Annotated in this window: 16 protein-coding genes; 6 read left to right on the plus strand and 10 right to left on the minus strand. The window is 42.4% G+C overall.

Annotated features, from left to right (window positions below; genetic code table 11):
• Positions 1 to 14: 14 nt before the first annotated feature.
• From ABJF11_RS12250 to ABJF11_RS12260, 3 genes are all read right to left on the minus strand, one after another.
• Complete coding sequence (locus tag ABJF11_RS12250; protein ID WP_348120152.1) at positions 15 to 1,847, minus strand: M1 family metallopeptidase; 1,833 nt, start codon at positions 1,845 to 1,847, stop codon at positions 15 to 17.
• Positions 1,848 to 2,009: 162 nt separating this feature from the next.
• On the minus strand, positions 2,010 to 2,651 hold the full coding sequence (locus ABJF11_RS12255) for an alpha/beta hydrolase (protein ID WP_348120153.1): 642 nt from the start codon (positions 2,649 to 2,651) through the stop codon (positions 2,010 to 2,012).
• Positions 2,651 to 3,829: a sorbosone dehydrogenase family protein gene (locus tag ABJF11_RS12260; protein WP_348120154.1), complete on the minus strand. Its 1,179-nt coding sequence runs from the start codon at positions 3,827 to 3,829 to the stop codon at positions 2,651 to 2,653. Before ABJF11_RS12260 ends, ABJF11_RS12255 begins: the two co-directional genes overlap by 1 nt.
• 101 nt (positions 3,830 to 3,930) lie before the next feature.
• Between ABJF11_RS12260 and ABJF11_RS12265 the strand changes: the two genes are divergently transcribed.
• Positions 3,931 to 5,859, plus strand: a complete 1,929-nt coding sequence (locus tag ABJF11_RS12265) for an ABC-F family ATP-binding cassette domain-containing protein (RefSeq protein ID WP_348120155.1) — start codon at positions 3,931 to 3,933, stop codon at positions 5,857 to 5,859.
• Positions 5,860 to 5,908: 49 nt separating this feature from the next.
• Here ABJF11_RS12265 and ABJF11_RS12270 read toward each other — a convergent pair whose 3' ends face one another.
• The 6 genes from ABJF11_RS12270 to ABJF11_RS12295 all read right to left on the minus strand — a co-directional run bounded on the left by ABJF11_RS12270 (position 5,909) and on the right by ABJF11_RS12295 (position 11,212).
• The gene (locus ABJF11_RS12270) at positions 5,909 to 6,151 is read right to left on the minus strand and encodes a hypothetical protein (protein WP_348120156.1); all 243 of its coding nucleotides are present in this window, start codon (positions 6,149 to 6,151) and stop codon (positions 5,909 to 5,911) included.
• Positions 6,152 to 6,170: 19 nt separating this feature from the next.
• Complete coding sequence (locus ABJF11_RS12275) at positions 6,171 to 6,848, minus strand: hypothetical protein (RefSeq protein ID WP_348120157.1); 678 nt, start codon at positions 6,846 to 6,848, stop codon at positions 6,171 to 6,173.
• A gap of 71 nt (positions 6,849 to 6,919) precedes the next feature.
• Positions 6,920 to 7,699: a tRNA pseudouridine(38-40) synthase TruA gene (locus ABJF11_RS12280; RefSeq protein ID WP_348120158.1), complete on the minus strand. Its 780-nt coding sequence runs from the start codon at positions 7,697 to 7,699 to the stop codon at positions 6,920 to 6,922.
• A gap of 75 nt (positions 7,700 to 7,774) precedes the next feature.
• On the minus strand, positions 7,775 to 8,836 hold the full coding sequence (locus tag ABJF11_RS12285) for a sugar phosphate isomerase/epimerase (RefSeq protein ID WP_348120159.1): 1,062 nt from the start codon (positions 8,834 to 8,836) through the stop codon (positions 7,775 to 7,777).
• Between the two features lies 1 nt (position 8,837).
• Positions 8,838 to 9,971, minus strand: coding sequence for a Gfo/Idh/MocA family oxidoreductase (locus ABJF11_RS12290; RefSeq protein WP_348120161.1), 1,134 nt, complete (start codon positions 9,969 to 9,971; stop codon positions 8,838 to 8,840).
• An 8-nt stretch (positions 9,972 to 9,979) separates the two neighbouring features.
• Positions 9,980 to 11,212 (minus strand): nucleoside permease, encoded by a 1,233-nt coding sequence (locus tag ABJF11_RS12295; protein ID WP_348120162.1) that lies wholly within the window; start codon positions 11,210 to 11,212, stop codon positions 9,980 to 9,982.
• Positions 11,213 to 11,329: 117 nt separating this feature from the next.
• Between ABJF11_RS12295 and ABJF11_RS12300 the strand changes: the two genes are divergently transcribed.
• From ABJF11_RS12300 to ABJF11_RS12320, 5 genes are all read left to right on the plus strand, one after another.
• The gene (locus ABJF11_RS12300; RefSeq protein WP_348120163.1) at positions 11,330 to 12,355 is read left to right on the plus strand and encodes an AraC family transcriptional regulator; all 1,026 of its coding nucleotides are present in this window, start codon (positions 11,330 to 11,332) and stop codon (positions 12,353 to 12,355) included.
• Positions 12,356 to 12,520: 165 nt separating this feature from the next.
• Positions 12,521 to 12,874 (plus strand): c-type cytochrome, encoded by a 354-nt coding sequence (locus ABJF11_RS12305; RefSeq protein ID WP_348120164.1) that lies wholly within the window; start codon positions 12,521 to 12,523, stop codon positions 12,872 to 12,874.
• Between the two features lie 21 nt (positions 12,875 to 12,895).
• A complete protein-coding gene (locus ABJF11_RS12310; protein WP_348120165.1) occupies positions 12,896 to 13,837 on the plus strand; it encodes a sugar phosphate isomerase/epimerase family protein in 942 nt (313 codons plus the stop codon).
• Positions 13,838 to 13,883: 46 nt separating this feature from the next.
• Positions 13,884 to 15,587, plus strand: a complete 1,704-nt coding sequence (locus tag ABJF11_RS12315; RefSeq protein ID WP_348120166.1) for a GMC family oxidoreductase — start codon at positions 13,884 to 13,886, stop codon at positions 15,585 to 15,587.
• Between the two features lie 8 nt (positions 15,588 to 15,595).
• A complete protein-coding gene (locus ABJF11_RS12320) occupies positions 15,596 to 16,195 on the plus strand; it encodes a gluconate 2-dehydrogenase subunit 3 family protein (RefSeq protein ID WP_348120167.1) in 600 nt (199 codons plus the stop codon).
• 55 nt (positions 16,196 to 16,250) lie between these two features.
• Here the strand turns inward: ABJF11_RS12320 and ABJF11_RS12325 are convergent, their stop codons facing one another.
• Positions 16,251 to 18,935 (minus strand): Plug domain-containing protein, encoded by a 2,685-nt coding sequence (locus ABJF11_RS12325; RefSeq protein WP_348120168.1) that lies wholly within the window; start codon positions 18,933 to 18,935, stop codon positions 16,251 to 16,253.
• Positions 18,936 to 19,063 lie beyond the last annotated feature (128 nt).

The raw sequence follows: 19,063 nt of genomic DNA on the forward strand, positions 1-19,063 counted from the left end.
GATAATACCCAAATCTAATGGTTATTCTCCATATTCATTGGGATACCCTTAATTTCTAATTGAGAGTCTTGATTTGGATAGCTATTGTTCTCAAGATTGATATCTGACATACGTCTTGTTGGATCAATAATAATCGATTCTATTTCATCTTTATTAAGCTCAATCTCAAACGAATAATATGGGTTCACCCACCGCCAAGGAGTCATCAGCGTCTCATCTTCTAAAGATCGTGTTCCTCGGGTCATGCCCAAAGGAATATGGTACTTGTGGACGTCTCCCGATTTGGTCGTGATCTCTACATCTAAGGGCATTGGCATTAGCCCTACCCTTTCCATACTTATCTTGGTGCGATTCTCTTCACTACTCACTGTGCCAATTGCATAGTCGATGGTCTTGGTGGTTTTGATCCAATAATCAAAAAACCATGACAATTCCAACCCACTTTCTTTCTCCATAATCACCTCGAAGTCTATTGCATTTGGGTGCTTAAACTTCCAGGTGTTATAATATCTCAACATAGCACGGTCAAAAGCATCTTTGCCCATGATATATTCCAGATTCAAGAGTGTAAGCCCACCTTTCCGATAAGAAGCCATACCATAGGCCAGATTGGTTTCAAAATGATCTGCGTGAGTGGTCAATGGTTCTTCTATTCCTTTCTCTACTACATATTTATAATAGCGATAGGCCGATCGCATAAAATCCGAAGAAGGGAAGTCTTCATTGTACAAATAATCCATGGTCATGTCATCGTAGTAGGTATTGAATCCTTCGTCCATCCAATAGACAAGGCTTTCGTTAGTCCCTAATACCATCTGATACCAGCTATGAAGAAATTCATGAACGGTCACTCCTACGAGAGCTTTCATAGGACGGTGCCCTGTGAGCAAAGTGGCCATCGGGTACTCCATCCCTCCATCACCTGCTTGTATCACTTTATAAACTGGATATGGATAAACCCCACATTTTTGTTCTATAAAAGGCACAGCCTTTTTGATATAGTCTTCTAGCTCAATCCACTGGTGCTCCAACGTATCTGGCTGATAGTAAAAGTGGAAGTCAAGCCCTTCTCGAACGTTAAAAACTCTTCGAACATAATCTGGGTCTGCAGCCCAAACGAAATCATGCACGTTTTGGGCAGTATATCGATGGGTGGTCTTTTTGTTTTTCTTACTAGACTCCAGTAGTATTCCCGTGGCAGCTACTACATAGTCATTATCTATGCTGATAGATACATCAAAGTCTCCCCATGGGCTGTAAAATTCCCTGGCCACATAATCATAGGCGTGCCAACCAGAATAATCATACTCGGCTATTTTGGGATACCATTGCGCCATTGACAACCTGATACCTTCTATATTGTCTCTTCCACTTCGTCTCACTTGCAGTGGGACCTGGCTTTCAAATTCCATGTTGAATTTAACTTTCGACTGGGGCATTATCGGCTGGTTCAAAGCGACTTTCATCACTGTACCTTCGATTGTAAACTTTATCTTTTTACCATTTTGGGTCAAGGATTTGACCTTATGGAACCCGATTTCATCCTCCTTAAGATTATAAATACGATCTCCAACTCTTTTGTCCGGGTCCGGCAGAGAACGACTTCTAACGTCCATCATGCTACCCGGCTGAAATGCATTGAAATAAAGATGATAATAAACTGTAGTGAGTGTATCTGGTGAATTATTATAATAAGTGAGTTGCTGCTTTCCTGAAAATTGATTGGTTTCGGCATCCATATCAATGTCCATTTTGTATTCAACTCTCTGTTGCCATCTGTCTGACTGTGCCTGAGACTGTATAGTGAGAAAAATCAGAACACATGCAATAATCCATCTTGAGATCATATTGATAATTTGGTTTGTAAATAATTGCGGCAAAATAAACACAATTCTATAGTAAGTATGCAAAATTGTGATGGACAGATATATGAAGTGCCCGACGGTTATTGAGTGAGAATAAATCTTTTCCCTGGGTCATCATTTAGTTTAAGAATATGCTCTTTGTAGTTAAATCAGTTGATGTAGCACTTCTCTAAGCACTTCGTGTTTTCCTTCGAAACTTATGATCTCAGGTTTGATACCTATGGCATCTTCCATTCTATCCACTTCGGGTTGGTAATTTTTATCAAGTGCATAAAATTCGTCGTTTAGCCCCAATACAACCTTTAGTTTAGCATCATTGCCCAAGTGACTAAAATCGTCTCTGTTCAACTCAGGAGGAAACCCGCCTGCCCACAGTATCATGGTCTCAAAATCAATTTTGAAATGAGCTGCCATTCTACTGATCATCGATACTCCTTGTGAAAAACCCATCAAGTGAACTTTGTATGATTCAAAACTTTGTTCTTTAAAAGCTTCTTGTATTACCGAATCAAAGTAGGCTTTTTGATTGTGCATGTCTGTCTCTCGTCCCTCTTTCGTCATCCAGCTGGCTCCTACATTCTTTTGATCTGGCAGGTAGAATTTAGAAAGCCCTTGTAGCGCAATCACAAAGTGTTTCTCAGGGTCGAAAACATCAAATCTTCTAATAAAATACTTAGCCAGCTGTCCATATCCTGGGCAGGATATCCATACATCTGTCGTCTTAGATGTCAATTCATTAAGTGTATAATAAGGAGCTGAAAAATTAAAGCTAGTATGTTGCTCCATTAGTTTGCTGCATAGGTGATTCGATAGATGACTCCAGCTCGATCATCAGATACCAGCATGGCACCGTCTGGTGCGATATAAACATCCACCGGGCGACCGAACGCTTCTTGCTCTGACTTATCGAGCCACCCAAAAGCAAAAGGTTCGTATCCTGAAGCCTTGCCGTTTTCCATCTTGATACGCATGACCCTGTAGCCTATTTTTTTACTCCGATTCCATGATCCGTGTTCGGCGATGTAGATGTCACCTTTGTATTCTTCAGGAAACATATCACCAGTATAAAATTTAAGCCCGAGTGGAGCCACGTGAGGGCCAAGTTTTTGTGCTGGTGCCACAAAATCTGTACAGCTATATTCACTGCCATGGGTAGGGTCTGCAATATCACCGCCATGGCAATAGGGATATCCGAAATGCATGCTACTGGAAGGTGCGTGATTGAGCTCACAGGGAGGTATATTGTCGCCTAGCATGTCTCGCCCATTATCTGTAAACCACATCTCGTTGGTCTCTGGATGCCAGGTGAAACCAACTGTATTTCTTACTCCGTGAGCGAAAATCTCGAGGCCAGACCCATCCTTATTCATCCGAGTAATGGTAGCGTAGATTTTCTTTCTGCTTTCGCAAATGTTGCAAGGTGCTCCCACCGGGATATATAGTTTTCCATCAGGGCCAAAAGCGATGTATTTCCAGCCATGATGTTTGTCGCTAGGAAATTCATCTGAGATGAGCACAGGCTTTTTTACTTGATTCAGGTCAGCTTCTATATTTACAAATTTCCAAATCTTATTGATCTCTGCTACATAAAGATCTCCATCGCGAAAGGCAACGCCATTTGGAGTATTCATGCCTTCGGCTATTATATATTTTTTATCCGCTATACCATCCTGATTAGTATCTTCTAGCGCATATACCTTATCGTCTTGCCTTGTGCCAATATAAAGAATACCAGACGGACTCATTGTCATGGAGCGGGCGTTTGGTACATTGTCTGAAAATAGGCTTATTGAAAATCCATCTGGCAGCTTAATTCTCTTCAAAGCTTCGCTCAACTTTTCGTCCTGTTCTTCTGGAGTAGCCTCGGATGCTAAGGATTGTACTTGATTTTTGGTGATGGGATCGCATTGAAAAAATGTGAGCGAACCCACAATTAGGGTAAGTATTATTTTTATGTAGCGCATGATGTTAGGATAAGATCATTTCATAAAAATACTAGGGATGCCTCCGAATATCAAATGATCTGATAGTTTTAATTCCTTACGATCCTTTGCATATTTGCGGCATGATTTCTATCAACAATTTATCTTACTATTTGGGCAGCCGAGCCCTCTTTGAAAATGCATCCTTGCACATCAAGCCTAAGGACAAGATAGGCCTGATCGGACTCAATGGTACAGGTAAATCTACCTTGTTGAAGATTATCATGGGGCAGCTCCAAAAGGACGGTGGTGAAATCAGTATGGCGAAAGAATGCTCGATAGGCTTTCTGAATCAGGACTTGCTCTCTTTCCAATCCGAGGAGTCTATTTTATCCGTGGCAATGGAGGCCTTCTCTGAAGTCATCGATTTGCAACATAAGATAGACAAGATATTAGCAAAAATGGAGACCAACTATGAGGATAAGTTGGTAGAAAAGCTTGCTAGATTACAAGAGGAATTTGAAGCTAAAGATGGCTATGTACTACAAAGCAAGGCTGAAGAAGTATTGGAAGGGATTGGATTCAAGACAGAGGATCTGCAGCGGCCGCTCAAGGAGTTTTCCGGTGGATGGAGAATGAGAGTGATTCTTGCTAAACTGCTACTGGAAAAGCCTTCTATGCTCATGCTGGATGAGCCCACCAACCACCTTGACTTGCCTTCCATCCAGTGGATAGAGAATTATTTAAAATCCTACGAGGGTGCTGTGATTGTAGTTTCTCACGATCGTCAGTTTCTAAATAATACAATCAACAAGATAGTAGAAGTAAGCGCTCAAGTGCTTACCTCCTATCCTGGCAACTACGACAACTATCTCGAAGAGAAAACTTTAAGAAATGAGTTGCAAAAAAATGCTTTTGAAAATCAGCAATCAAAAATTCGTCAGACAGAAAGATTTGTAGAGCGATTTAGGGCTAAAGCGACAAAAGCGAGACAGGTACAGTCCAGAGTGAAAGCTTTAGAACGAATGGATCGAGTGGAAGACGTACTCGAAGAAAATGCGGCGGTCAACTTCAAGTTTAATTTTAGCAAGCAGTCCGGTCGACATGTAGCCACGCTGGACAATGTCTCCAAGTCATATCCGGGTATAGATATATTGAAAAATGCTAGTGGACTGATTGAGCGAGGTGACAAGATTGCATTAATCGGGGCTAACGGTAAGGGGAAATCCACCTTGCTCAGAATAATCGATGGTGAACAGGTAGAAGGCAAGGCTCAGATGGGATTTAATGTAAACCCGTCTTTCTATGCCCAGCATCAACTTGAGTCTTTGAATGTCGAGAACGATCTTCTCGAGGAGTTAAAACAGTTTGGATCAGGAAAATCTGAGCAAGAACTACGAGGTGTACTGGGGTGTTTTCTGTTCTCAGATGAGGATGTATTTAAGAAAATCAAGGTACTATCCGGTGGAGAGAAGTCTCGGGTAGCTTTGGCAAAGACATTAATTTCTGAAGCCAACTTCCTACTTCTCGATGAACCGACCAACCACCTGGATATCCAATCTGTCAATATTTTGATTCAGGCACTCCAGCAGTATCAAGGCTCCTTTATTTTAGTATCTCACGATAGATATTTTGTAACCCAGGTCGCCAACAAAATATGGTGGATAGAGGATCAGGAACTGAAAGAATACCCCGGAACCTACGAGGAATATACCTGGTGGTGTGATAAGCACAACAAGCCTAAGGACACCTTCAAACCTGCTCCCGCTAAAAAGGAGACCAAGGACGGACAGGAAAAGACAAAAAAAGAAAAGAAGCAAAAGTCTTCTGATGGGGATCAAAAGGAGCTTTCAAGACTTAAAAAAGAACTGACCAAGGTAGAATCAGAATTAGAGCAACTTGAGGCTGACAAGACTAAACTAGAAGCCGAACTGGCTAATCCTGACAACTTTAGTGATGCTGAAAAATTGAAGGAAATCAATCAGTCTTATGAAGCCAATGCCAAATCCTTAAAAACCAGTGATCAAAATTGGGAGCAGCTTGTAGAGAAAATTGAACAAATAGAAGGGTAACAGACTCATCATTTTTAGTGTAATATACTTTCGCAATTGATTGATGAATTCAATAATTCGCAACGTACAATATAGCTGGCACATAAAGGATAGCCATTAGTACCATCATCCATTTGAAAGTCTTCTTCTCATTAGGATGATATCTGCCTATCCAATAATTGGCTATAGCCAAAATAGGAAAGTAAAACATAACGATTATGTGACCTTTGTCTCCACCTACACTGAGTGACCTGCTAAGAAGCAAGCCAACCGCTATAAGATTGGCAAGAATGATAATCGTCTTTTTTAACATGTCAAGCAGAAACTTGGAGCTACTTCTTCTCTAGCGGTTTGTCCATCTTAAATATGATAGACTTTAACATTTCCCAGGTGCGATAAAAACGATAATGAATCTTGAAGTCAGAATCTTCTACCAAATTCTTATTTGCGTAGAATAGCATGAGGCTATTCAGTTTGGCGAATAACTCTTCTCCCAATCTGGTACGTTTTGTGAACCCATGAGGTACGAAGCCCATCATGGCGATTTGCTTGTTGGACATAGGTTCTACATAATGCTCTTCCACCAAACCGAGCCCTTCCAACCGGTCTAGAATATCCTCTATAGAACCACCAAAAAGTGAAGCATACTCAAATATAGGATCTTCAAATTTTTTACGAGTGGTATAAAACAACATGGAATTGAGCATTTCGAGCATCCCTTCTAAGGCCTCTGCCCTGTTGCTCCATCGGGTACGGTGATGCGTGGTCAGAGAATCCAGTGACATTTCCAAAAAAATCTTAGTGTCCTCGTCCGAAATATCCACTTTCTCAACAATGTAAGTCAGAATGGGAACCCACATGTATGACTGCTTTGAAGTGTACAAAATCTGTGAGGCAGGATCATCTTTGACCTCAGGAGGCAAATAAGGGGTCGTCATACAGAGCAATCCATACTCGTCTACTTTGAGTATGGCTTCGTTGCGCTCATTGATTAGTTGTTCGAGGCTCATTGAGTTGAATTAATTGTAATGCGTATAATGCCACCGTTCAATATTACGAAATATAGACAAGTTAACAAATCCTATTTTTTGAATACCATTTTATTCAGCGTCAGGCCAGAGGCTGGAGCAATAAAATATTCTGGTGATGTTGAGGGACTTTCCAATGAATCCCTAATTTCTTGTAATCCGATTTCATGCTTTCCCAATCTAAATAATCGACCCATAAAAAGTCTAATCTGATTTCTCATGAAACCAGTGCCTGATACGCGATAAACGAAACTCTGATCTGGGAAAAAGTTAGCCGTCAATACATCATTTTCACTGATTTCACTGGTCATTATTTCTCTTTCAAATTGAGTACCTTCATTCGGTTTGTAGCAATACTCACGAAAATTGTGTTTTCCTTGAAAAAGAATCGCTCCCTCTTTCATTAGTTCAATATCCAAATCCTGTTGGATGTAGGTAATAAATGGAGCAGCAAATGGGTGGTTTTTGGCACCGAAGGAAAATAGATACAAATACTCTTTGAGCTTGGCGTGTTGAATGACATTAAAGCTTTTATCTACCGCTTCGATCCTTTCTGCACGAATATCCGAGGGCAGGTTTTCATTGAGCGTAGCCAATAGCTGATCTGGATCCTCGGCTTCCTGTAGAAACAGCTCAAAGGCTGCTTGCGAGGCCGAAACCATGGCATCTGTACGACTCGCTCCAAGAATCTTGAAGGGCTTTTCCTGCAGAATAAATTTTAGAGTCCTCTCTACCATTTCCTGAATGGTTTTGACTCCTGGCTGTCGCTGCCATCCATGATAGCGAAAACCTAGATATTGCAATTCAATTAGATAAAAATAGTTTTTCTGCATGCAAACGAATAAGAATCGGATTTGGCCTGCAAAACTAGTCAAAATGCCTCTGCCACCTATAAGTTTTATACTGAATTAGTCTGAATCGAGACCCAGCATTTTTCTGAGTTCATTTGGGTTCTGGCTCGTTTTTGCAAAGTCATCGAATGTTTTTGAAGTGACCTCTATCAAATGGTCACTGATGAAAGGCGCTCCTTCCCTTGCGCCTTGCTCTGGAGATTTGATGGAACACTCCCACTCCAGCACAGCCCATCCGTCATATCCATATTGAGTCAGCTTTGAGAATATTTGCTTGAAGTCGATTTGCCCATCTCCCAGAGATCGGAATCTACCCGGCCTATCCACCCAGTCCTGATATCCACCATAGACTCCAGATTTGCCACTAGGACGAAACTCAGCATCTTTTACATGAAACATGCGGATGTGCTCATGATAGTAATCAATGAACTGAATATAGTCCATTTGCTGAAGCACAAAATGACTTGGGTCATACAGAATTTTGACAGAAGAATGGTTACCACTGGCTTTCAAAAATCGCTCGAAGGTGACTCCGTCATGTAAATCTTCCCCTGGGTGTAACTCATAACAAATCTCTACTCCTTTTTCCTTACAATGATCCAAAATTGGTAGCCACCGCCTGGCCAACTCACTAAATCCAGCCTCGACCAGGCCTATAGGCCGCTGAGGCCATGGATACATGGTGTGAAAGAGTAGAGATCCTGAGAAAGAACCCATTACATCTAATCCCAAAAAGTGACTTGCATTGGCTGCAGCTTTCAACTGCTCAATGGCCCAAAGTGATCTTTCGCGTGGATGGCCATGCAAGTACTCAGGTGCGAATGCATCAAACATCGCATCATAAGCCGGATGAGAGGCCACAAGCTGACCCAGTAGATGAGTTGATATTTCTGATATTTCTAACCCAGCCTCACTTACAATACCTTTAATCTCATCACAATAATCTTTGCTTTCACCGGCTCTCTCTATGTCAATTACCCGCTTGTCCCAAGCCGGAATTTGCACCGCCTTGTAGCCCAATCCCTGAGCCCATTCACAAATGTTTTTCAGGTTGTTAAACGGCTCATCATCTCCTAAAAACTGAGCCAGAAAGATAGCAGGTCCTTTTATTGTTCGCATATCATATGGTAATCCAGATGTTGTCTTCGCGATGCGAAAGCACCACTTTCTCGATAAATTTCATCCCTCTCAGTCCATCCGTCACCGTAGGGTATTCACCACTTTGGACAGGTAGATTTCTAATGGCCTTAGCAAGGCCTAGATAGAGATTTCCCATGGCATCAAATATTCCTTCTGGATGTCCAGGCGCCATTTTTGTACTATCCATGGCTAATTTAGAGTTGTAGCTATTTCCTGGTTTTAGGATTTGAGCTGGCTGATCTTCGGTGAGCCAGGTGAGCACTGTCGGCTGCTCTTGTTGCCACTTGAGTGCTCCAGTCTTTCCATACACCTGTATGGTAAGGTTATTTTCTTCTCCGGTAGCTATCTGACTCGACCTGATGACTCCCTTCGCCTGTCCCATTCGGATGAGTACGGTGCCGTCTACATCCAAAGTATTGTCATCATATAAATAATTGAGATCTGCCAGCACTTGATCAATTTCCGATCCAGTGACATACTCCGCCAGGTTGAACGCATGCAGTCCAATGTCTCCCATGCAGCAGGAGATTCCGGATTTTGCCGGGTCCAGTCGCCAAACTGATTTTCGTTTTTCGGTGTCATGAATCACAGGATTGATCCACCCCTGATAGTACTGTACATCTACACGCTGGATTTCACCAATTTGCCCAGAGGCTATCATGGATTTCATTTGTCTTACCATGGGATACCCAGTATAGGTATGAGTCAGACAAAACTGTTTTCCTGTCTGACTTACCAGATGGTCTAATTCTTCTGCCTCAGCGACTGTCATTGTCATAGGCTTTTCGCAAATGACATGAAACCCTCCTTCCAGCAGGCTTTTAGCCATGGGGAAATGCAGAAAATTGGGTGTAACGATTGAGACCACTTCCATCCGCTGATCAGCAGGTAGCTCATTTTCCTTTTCTATCAGCGATTGCACATCTGGATAAACACGAGATTGATTAAGTTCCAGAGTCTCGGCAAAAGCCATTCCTCTCTGGTAATCAACATCAAAGGCACCACCGACCAACTCGTATTTTTCTCCCATATAAGCGGCTATTCTATGAGCAATACCTATAAAGGCTCCTTCGCCCCCGCCCAACATACCTAGTTTGATTCTTCCTGTTGCCATTTGTTCTATTATGAATCTTTGTAAGCTATTTTTTCATTTTTAAACCCGAAGAGAAATAGGACTAATACAATCAAAGCAAAGCCTGCAGGAAACAGCCAAATCTCCTTCCATGTATGCAACCCTCCCTCCAGGATGAAGGCATCAGAAACCTGACCTGCCACCCAAAAACCAACCAGCATTCCGAGCCCATAAGTAGCGAGAGTGATCATGCCCTGCGCAGCACTTTTAAATTGCTCTCCAGCCTTCGAATCCGTGTAAATCTGTCCAGACACAAAAAAGAAATCGTAGCATATACCGTGTAGTGCGATCCCAAGCAAAAGCATAACACTCAAGTCGTCGGCATTGCCAAAAGCAAAAAGTACATAACGGATAGCCCAGGCCAACATGCCAAGCATGATAGTTTTCTTGAACCCATATCGTTTAAAAAATATCGGTAATAGCAACATAAATAGCACTTCGGAGACTTGCCCGATGGTCATTTTGCCTGTAGGGTTGGTCACTCCTATTTCTGTAAGAAACGGGTTGGCATTTTGATAGTAGAAGGCCAATGGTATACAGATCAATATCGAGGAAATGAAAAACATTAAGAAATTTCTGTCTTTGAGCAGCTTCAACGCATCCAACCCCAAAATAGAAGCCAAGCTTACCTTCTCACCTCTGTCTTTATGAGGAGGGGTTTTTGGCAGTACAAAACTGTAGACTCCTAGTGCTGCCGAAGCAAGCGCAGTCATCAGAAAAGTATTTTGAAGCCAGCCGTTTTGAACCCCATCTCTGGAATCCCATTGGAAAACGTAACTAATGGTCAGTCCTGCTACTATCCAACCTACAGTTCCCCAAACTCGAATAAATGAAAATTCCTTTGCTGGATCTTTCATCTGATTAAATGCAACTGCATTGACCAAAGCCAAGGTTGGCATGTAGGCCATCATATATCCTAAGACGTAAGGGTAGAAAGTTTGAAATTCTGTAGCCTGAGACATTTGATACATCAGTAGCGCGCCGATAATATGAAGCACGCCAAGTATGCGCTCGGCATTGAAAAAACGATCAGCGATCAACCCAATGATAAACGGAGCCACAATAGCGCCCCATGATTGCGTGGAGTAAGCCATGCCAGTTTCCGCACCCGTAGCGCCAAGATTATTTCCTAGAAAAGTCCCCAGGGTAACAAACCATCCACCCCAGATGAAAAATTCGAGAAACATCATGACAGACAACTGGATCTGTGTTGATTTTTTCATTTATTAGATTTAAATAACTTTGTATAAATTAGTTCACTATAATAGACTTCCTCTCTTGCAGAAGATATACTAGGCAAAATAGCCATACAATGAGATTTTAGTGTTTAAAATATTTCAATGAATAATATTAAACAAGGTATTGTACCATTTAAAAACGAAAATGGCGCTGTCTTTCACGCTGATACTTGCCTGCCATTAGTAGACGCGGTTGAAAGAAAGAAGGTAGAGTTTAAGGCGCTGGCACGTCACACGTATCCTGGGGATCGGTTGACGGCCGACACGCGTGGGCTGAACACGATTGGCTACTGGAGTGCCAATGAGGAACAGGATTGGGGATTGGACTGGCATCGAAATGAGGGTGTAGAGTTTCATTTTCTGGAATCTGGTCATATGCCTTATGCGATAGAGAGCACCGAAACGGAGTTATTTCCCGGAGACTTTACCATCACCCGACCCTGGCAGCAGCATAAAGTAGGAAATCCACATGTGGGTATTGGCAAGTTTTATTGGGTGATCATAGACGTGGGCGTGCGTAGACCCCATCAATCATGGGTATGGCCTGATTGGATCGTACTGTCAGATGATGATCTCCAAAGGCTCAATTTACTAATCCGACAAAACGAGCAACCTGTATGGAAGGCCACTCCAGAAATCAAAGCTTGCTTTAAACAAATCAATCAAACTATCCACAAGGACATCAATGGTTCTTCGGCTTCCAAACTTAGAATTCATATCAATGAATTGCTCATTCATTTACTTGACATGTTTGATCAGGGCAAAATGATCCTCAACGAATCACTGACCGATAGTATGCGATCTGCTAAACAGTTTATAGAAGAGCTATCCAACAATCTGGCTCACCCATGGACCATCGAAGAAATGGCCGCTTCCTCTGGTTTGGGAGCCACACGATTTACTCACCATTGCAAGCAGCTTACCAATCTCACTCCAATGCAGTTGCTGACTCATAAGCGTGTAGACTGGTCTAAAAGCCTGTTGATCAATTCGCCAGAATTAAGCGCCACACAAATTGCCTATAAATGTGGATTTGCCACCAGCCAATACTTTTCTACAGTATTTAAAAAACATGAAAAATGCTCTCCTCAGGAGTTTCGCAATAGCCAACTAGTACTCAAAGATTGACTCCTTAAGATGAGTCTCAATGTATAATTTTATTCATTGAAATATTTTAGACATGCCATTTATGTATATACCTTAATTTAGGTAAACTTTTGCGCGTTACTCGTGAGTGACATTGACACACTGACAGATTTTGTACAGAAGTAGATTATATAAAAGCATTTTTGAATGAATACCTATTACGCCCGTTTCACGAGATCTTTAGTGATAGTGAGTCTTATATTATGTATCACCAGTTGTGGAGGAAAATCTAAAGTCGACACCAATCAAGTAGATAAGGAAAAAATCCAATCACTTCTTCAAAGCAATACCTGTCTGGCTTGTCATCAAACAGAAAAGAAATTGATCGGCCCTTCATTCAAAGAGATAGCAACAAAAAACTATAACAACGAGCGTATTGTGGCTCTCATATACAAACCGGAGCCTGCCAACTGGCCGGATTATCCGCCTATGATGGCATTGCCTCATATACCAGAGAAAGAACTAATTGAAATCGCCCAATGGATAAATTCTTTGAATTGAGCCTTAAAAACCTGAGCATCTATGAAAACTAACATAACAAGACGAAATTTCATTAAGCAAACCGGGGTACTGTCCGGAGCTGCAGCCGTGGCTTCTTCCCCGCTCCTATCAGCCTGTACCCAAGCACTTACGTCATCTGATTTTAAGCTTTCGCTAGCACAGTGGTCGCTACATCAGGCCATTTTTGCGGGAGCAATTGACCCACTTAATTTCGCCAAAGTTGCCAAGCAGGATTTCGGCATCTCTGCAGTAGAATATGTCAATCAGTTTTTCAAAGACAAAGCCAGGGACAAAGGCTACATCAACCAAATGAAGCAGATCGCAGCGGATGAAGGAGTAAAAAGTCTATTGATAATGATCGACGGCGAAGGATACCTGGGAGATGGCAATGAATCACAAAGAATTCAAGCGGTAGAAAACCATTACCAATGGGTAGAAGCCGCCAAAGCACTTGACTGCCATTCTATCCGGGTCAATGCTGCAGGTGAGGGTACAGAGGAAGAAGTGCAGCAAAACGCCATCGATGGCTTGGCCAGACTGAGCACATTTGCCAAGGATTTCGACATCAATATCATCGTAGAGAATCACGGTGGCTATTCTTCTAGTGGAAAGTGGCTGAGTCAGGTGATATCATCGGTGAACATGCCCAACTGTGGCACCCTCCCTGATTTTGGAAATTTCTGTATTGCCAAAGGGGTTGATGGTAGCTGTGAAAAGAATTATGATCGCTATCAGGGTATGAAAGAACTAATGCCCTATGCTAAGGGAGTGAGTGCCAAATCACATGATTTTGATGAAAATGGAAATGAAATCAATACTGATTTCACTAAAATGCTCAGCATAGTAAAAGACTCAGGCTTCACCGGCTATATAGGTGTGGAATATGAAGGCAAGACTTTGAGCGAGTACGAAGGCATAAGAGCTACAAAAGCACTGCTAGAGAAAACGATCGCTAGCCTTTGATCTTCAGGCACATACATAATAGTATCCTAAAAACAACTTCCTGAAAATGACAACATTCAACATCAACTCCAACCAATCCAATCAATTCGATGTCATCGTAGTAGGCTCCGGCATGAGTGGCGGTTGGGCGGCCAAAGAATTTACAGAAAAAGGCTTCAATACTTTAGTGCTTGAAAGAGGACGAAACATTGAGCATGGAGACTATCCTACTGCTACTATGGAGCCCTGGACCGATGATCACGGCATGGCTATGGACCCTCAGGTCATTGCTGAAAACCCTGTACTGAGCAAATGTTATGCCTTTACCAAAGAGCATGAACATCATTTTGTAAAGGATAAGGAACACCCTTACATTCAGATCAAACCATTTGACTGGATTCGTGGATATCAGGTGGGCGGCAAGTCTCTGATGTGGGCACGGCAAGTCCAACGATGGGGCGAGCTAGATTTCAAGGCTAATGCTATGGATGGCAATGGTACGGACTGGCCGATTAGATATCAGGACTTGGCACCGTGGTATAGCTATGTGGAAAAATTTGCTGGTATCAGCGGGAATCGAGATGGTTTGGATCAAATTCCTGATGGTGAGTTTTTGCCTCCATTCGAAATGAATTGTGTTGAGCTGGATCTCAAAAAATCATTGGAAGATAGCTTTCCCGGAAGAAATTTGATTTCGGCAAGATCAGCAAACATCACAAAAAGACACAACGAACGAGGCCCTTGTATGTATCGAAATAGATGCGCACGTGGATGCCCTTTTGCTGGATACTTCAGTTCCAATAGTTCTACTCTACCAGCGGCTAAGAAAACCGGATTTATGACTTTGAGGCCACATGCTGTAGTGCACTCCGTCATCTATGATGATGCCAAGGGAAAAGCCACAGGCGTACGAGTGATCGACGCCAACACCAAAGAGATCACAGAATATTACAGTCGGGTAATCTTCCTCAATGCTGGCACGATCAATACCACAGCCATCATGCTCAACTCAAAGTCGGATAGATTTCAGGAAGGCCTGGGCAATGAAAACAATGTACTCGGGCATTATCTCATGGATCACGATTTTCGTGGCCGAGTAAGCGGTCAAATAGATGGATATCTTGATGCTTACTATAGTGGCCACCGCCCGAGCAGTTGCTACATCCCCAGGTTCAGGAATTTTGACAAGGACAAACAAAGTAAATTCTTAAGGGGATATGCCTATCAACTCAGTACAGGAAGGGGAGCTGGAAATCTAAAACCAGAAGACCCAAAACTAGGCGTGGGATTCAAGGATAAACTGCATGAATTAGGCGGCTGGGGCTTGCATATGACCCCGATGGGAGAGCAATTGCCCTACTTCGAAAATTATATGAAACTTAACGATACTCAGAAAGACGAATGGGGAGTGCCACTGGTAGAAGTAGATGCGGATTTTAAGACCAACGAAGATGAGATGCTCGACAATGCGCTCTCCACTGCCCGAGAGATGTTGGAGGCGATGGGTGTAAAAGATATTAGAACAGAGATCCGATCAGATTGGAAAGTCGGTCTTGGGATTCATGAGATGGGCACAGCACGGATGGGACATAGTCCAAAGGACTCCATTTTGAACAAATATAATCAGGTTCACAATGCCAAAAATGTATTTGTAACTGATGGCGCTTGTATGACTTCTTCTGCTTGCCAAAATCCATCACTTACCTATATGGCCATCACAGCCAGAGCGGCTAATTATGCAATAGATGAATTGAAAAAAGGAAACTTATAATCAGAGCTATGATGAATAGACGAGAAGTACTAAAATCTGTAGGCCTCCTGGTGGGAGGAGCTGTGGTGGGTGCCGACGCTTTTTTGGCGGGATGTACCTTCGAAGAGAAAAAATCTGGCCTTTTGGCGCTCAAGCAGATCAGTTTGCTGGAAGATATTGCCGAAACTACCCTTCCACATACGGATAATTCTCCAGGAGCGAAGGACGCTCAAGTGGGGCCATTCATCAATAGAATAGTCACCGATTTTTACTCGCAAGCCGAGCAAGAGGTACTGCTAGCCTCGCTTAGAGGCTATCAAGCCATGAAGTTTACAGAGTTATCTGCCATCGACAAAGAGAAACATTTACTTTCCGAGGAAGCCAGGGCCAACGCATATCCAAAAGCGGCTTTTGTTGATGAATCGGGAGAATCTTTTGAAACACGCCCCGGATATATCATGATCAAGCAGTTGTCCATATGGGCGTATCTCTCTTCTGAAATAGTAGCTAAGAGCAATTTCAACTACCTCCCTGTACCGGGAAAATATGAGTCCTGTGTAGAAGTCACAGACCAAATCAAGCCCATGTACAACAAACCTTCATCCAGAGGCGCACTAAGAAAGGTTTAACCTGAAATATGCACTAGATAATCTAATGCATAATCCAGGTTTAAGCATACGGAAATTAGAAATTCGAAAAGTAAATCTTTTCGCCATACCCCATCAGTCCGTCTTCAGAAATGCCGTTGATTCTGATAGCGATTTTAGCAGGAAGGTCTTGGTTTTTGTAGATCACTTTGGCCTGTCCGTTTTCATCAAAAGTCATTTTAGGATTCCAATATAAAGTAGTCTTCAGCATGGCTACCTCAGTCGAATCCGAATTGGCCACAAACGTTTTCTCCGGTTCGAAAAAATCTACAGAAACGGCACGATTAACATCCTTCAATAGATTTTGCTCCAACTCTTTTTGTGTCAACAGTTGCTGCTTCTTGATGTCAGAAGACATTCCCGTTTTGATGGCAATCACCCCTCCTACTGCTCGTGCGCCATAGTTGATCACTGCGACCGAACTTCTAATGACATTGACCGATTGGATATGCTCTACCCGTAGAAAATCTAAGTCATGATAATCGTGACCAAGAGGTACGCCATCCAGCACAAAAAGCGCAGGATATCCGCCTCCGCCAAATGTGGAGCCGGCAGTCTTAGGTGTGCCTCTAAATACTATATTTCCTCGAGCCGGTTTATCCACATGAGCGATGCTGGTCACCTGTCTCAGGACACCAAGAAAATCTTGCGTTTGCCGCAAATTCTCACCCTGTTTGATTGTCGACGTAAAACTTCCATAATTCTGTACTTTCTTAGATAAAAACTCCTGCACATAAATTTCATCTTCGACAATCAGATCGGGCAAAATCCTGGCATTTTGAAAGCCTTCAGTCCCATTATAGGTCTCTTGCTCAGCCATCAATAAGGGGAAGGACAGTCCCTGTACTGCAATAGGCACATAGTCCACATCTTTGATTCTAATCTTTAGGTTTTTTGCATTGTCATCATCTGCCAGGCCTATGACAAATCCTCGGTGCTCGTTGGACAATAGAGAGATCGGCAGGGTGAAAAAGCCAAACTTATCACTGGTAATGATGCTCCGATTCCACGAGCCTTTGACGATTGCTACCAAATCCACCCCTCCTTGCGGCACATTGTTTTTATCAATCACTATGCCTTGCAGGTATTCCTGATCGTCTGGCTGAGCTGTATTGGCAGATGTAGCTAGCGGTCGATTCCAGTTTCCTCTTTTATAGTTCAGCACCAGTAAGACGTCGTTGATATTATCTCCACCAAAAATATTGCCTGATAGAAAACTTTCTTTGTTGAGAAAGCGACTAGTGACTGCACTTTCCAGCAATAGACTGGACACAATATCCGTCTGCTTGAATGTCTTGTGAAACACAGAAAAATCCTCTGTGATCGAGAGCGAAAAATCTCCCTGCACCGGGCGACCGTAGCCATCCTTGGCATCGATCGTCAGCTCTACAGAATTTCCGATTTCCTCATAGGCTGCAGAAAAATTCATTTCAAACTTGACTCTCCTTTGGTTATTTACAAACACCGGTCTATGGATCAGTCGCTTTCCAAACCGATCGAACAAACAGAATTCTGCAACTCCCATTTCCATATCCTTAATCGGAATGACGACCTCTTCTGCTCCGTCCAAATCCAATCTGGAGAAGTATTTTACTTTTCCATGACCAATGAGCGCGGCATGTACGAGTGTATCTACTTCCTTGGATCCGAATACCTTGAATACCAGTTCGTCCATCGTATCCTTGGTGAGTTCTACAGCATACCCTTCCTCATTCGATTTTGGTAAAGTGAACTTCTTCGTTAATCCCGGAATTTTAAGATAATAGTCAGTATTGGCCTCAGGTATAAATTGGGTCGACCCAATACCGTTGTTTTGTATGATTACTTCGGTGATCAACTCATCATTTTCATCATATATCTTACCTCGAAAATTGATAGGAATCCCTTCCATATCTGTGGCTCTGATACCGATTCTGTTTTTGACTCCTGCAAGCATGGATTCACTCTCTGGGTAGAACGACACGGCCAACTCCTTCTTCTCAACAACAGGAATATCGTAATAAAAATTACTCTCATTGCCATCAAAATTAGTAGTGACCTGGATGATCGGTCTATGAATATACGCATTCTGATCCAGGGATAGTTTGTGTTGAGCAACGCCCAGCTTATCCGTACGACCAGCTCCCTCAGCAATCACTACCCCTTGATTATAAAGTCGATAATTATATTTTACCTTCCCTATGACTTCCTTATTGATATCCATGGTCCGCAGATCAATCTCTATCGGATCGCCTACATCATATATTTTTTTGTCAAAAACCAGCTCGCATTTCTTAAACAATGATTTGTATCCACGTATTTCTATCACTTGGGTGAATACCTCTTCATGGTCTTTCATTTCCATGGTATAGGCGCTTAGAATATAATTTTCGAATTTTAGCGTATCTGGTATGCTGATGGCGCCAGAGGTCATACCCTCGTCCAGCAAGAACTTGTAGCTCAGCACCTTGTTTCCCTTATAGGTAAGAATATCAGTATAGAGTACTTGGCTCAGTTTTGATGGTTGATTTGAATTTTGCTCAACTACATAGGCCTTCATCCAAATGTTCTGGCCCGGTTCTACCATGTTGTTATCGATATGAACAAAGAGCCTCTCTTTTACCATCGATTGATTGTATCCATTGAGCAGCCCCTTGATATGTTGCTTCACATCGAGCTCTTCTTCGAGCATAGTAAAACCTAATATCACGAAAGTGATGAGTATTTGTAAACTGTATTTCATAAGCGGGCGATTGTAACTAATAAACAGAACAGTGTTCCATTTACCTTATACCGTTCATCAAATTTTGATCAATGATACTGATTTCCAAATGGATTCAAAATCGACCTTACTTGATAGGATAAATATAT

This window comes from Reichenbachiella sp., assembly GCF_039941815.1.
In the GTDB taxonomy this organism is placed as follows: Bacteria; Bacteroidota; Bacteroidia; order Cytophagales; family Cyclobacteriaceae; genus Reichenbachiella.

What these genes read in the sequence shown, in the direction of transcription:
- ABJF11_RS12290 (WP_348120161.1), bottom strand. Translation starts at nt 9,971, where the DNA reads ATGGCAACAGGAAGAATCAAACTAGGTATGTTGGGCGGGGGCGAAGGA.
- ABJF11_RS12310 (WP_348120165.1), top strand. Translation starts at nt 12,896, where the DNA reads ATGAAAACTAACATAACAAGACGAAATTTCATTAAGCAAACCGGGGTA.
- ABJF11_RS12275 (WP_348120157.1), bottom strand. Translation starts at nt 6,848, where the DNA reads ATGAGCCTCGAACAACTAATCAATGAGCGCAACGAAGCCATACTCAAA.
- ABJF11_RS12305 (WP_348120164.1), top strand. Translation starts at nt 12,521, where the DNA reads ATGAATACCTATTACGCCCGTTTCACGAGATCTTTAGTGATAGTGAGT.
- ABJF11_RS12325 (WP_348120168.1), bottom strand. Translation starts at nt 18,935, where the DNA reads ATGAAATACAGTTTACAAATACTCATCACTTTCGTGATATTAGGTTTT.
- ABJF11_RS12315 (WP_348120166.1), top strand. Translation starts at nt 13,884, where the DNA reads ATGACAACATTCAACATCAACTCCAACCAATCCAATCAATTCGATGTC.
- ABJF11_RS12295 (WP_348120162.1), bottom strand. Translation starts at nt 11,212, where the DNA reads ATGAAAAAATCAACACAGATCCAGTTGTCTGTCATGATGTTTCTCGAA.
- ABJF11_RS12300 (WP_348120163.1), top strand. Translation starts at nt 11,330, where the DNA reads ATGAATAATATTAAACAAGGTATTGTACCATTTAAAAACGAAAATGGC.
- ABJF11_RS12320 (WP_348120167.1), top strand. Translation starts at nt 15,596, where the DNA reads ATGATGAATAGACGAGAAGTACTAAAATCTGTAGGCCTCCTGGTGGGA.
- ABJF11_RS12265 (WP_348120155.1), top strand. Translation starts at nt 3,931, where the DNA reads ATGATTTCTATCAACAATTTATCTTACTATTTGGGCAGCCGAGCCCTC.
- ABJF11_RS12250 (WP_348120152.1), bottom strand. Translation starts at nt 1,847, where the DNA reads ATGATCTCAAGATGGATTATTGCATGTGTTCTGATTTTTCTCACTATA.
- ABJF11_RS12255 (WP_348120153.1), bottom strand. Translation starts at nt 2,651, where the DNA reads ATGGAGCAACATACTAGCTTTAATTTTTCAGCTCCTTATTATACACTT.
- ABJF11_RS12285 (WP_348120159.1), bottom strand. Translation starts at nt 8,836, where the DNA reads ATGCGAACAATAAAAGGACCTGCTATCTTTCTGGCTCAGTTTTTAGGA.
- ABJF11_RS12280 (WP_348120158.1), bottom strand. Translation starts at nt 7,699, where the DNA reads ATGCAGAAAAACTATTTTTATCTAATTGAATTGCAATATCTAGGTTTT.
- ABJF11_RS12260 (WP_348120154.1), bottom strand. Translation starts at nt 3,829, where the DNA reads ATGCGCTACATAAAAATAATACTTACCCTAATTGTGGGTTCGCTCACA.
- ABJF11_RS12270 (WP_348120156.1), bottom strand. Translation starts at nt 6,151, where the DNA reads ATGTTAAAAAAGACGATTATCATTCTTGCCAATCTTATAGCGGTTGGC.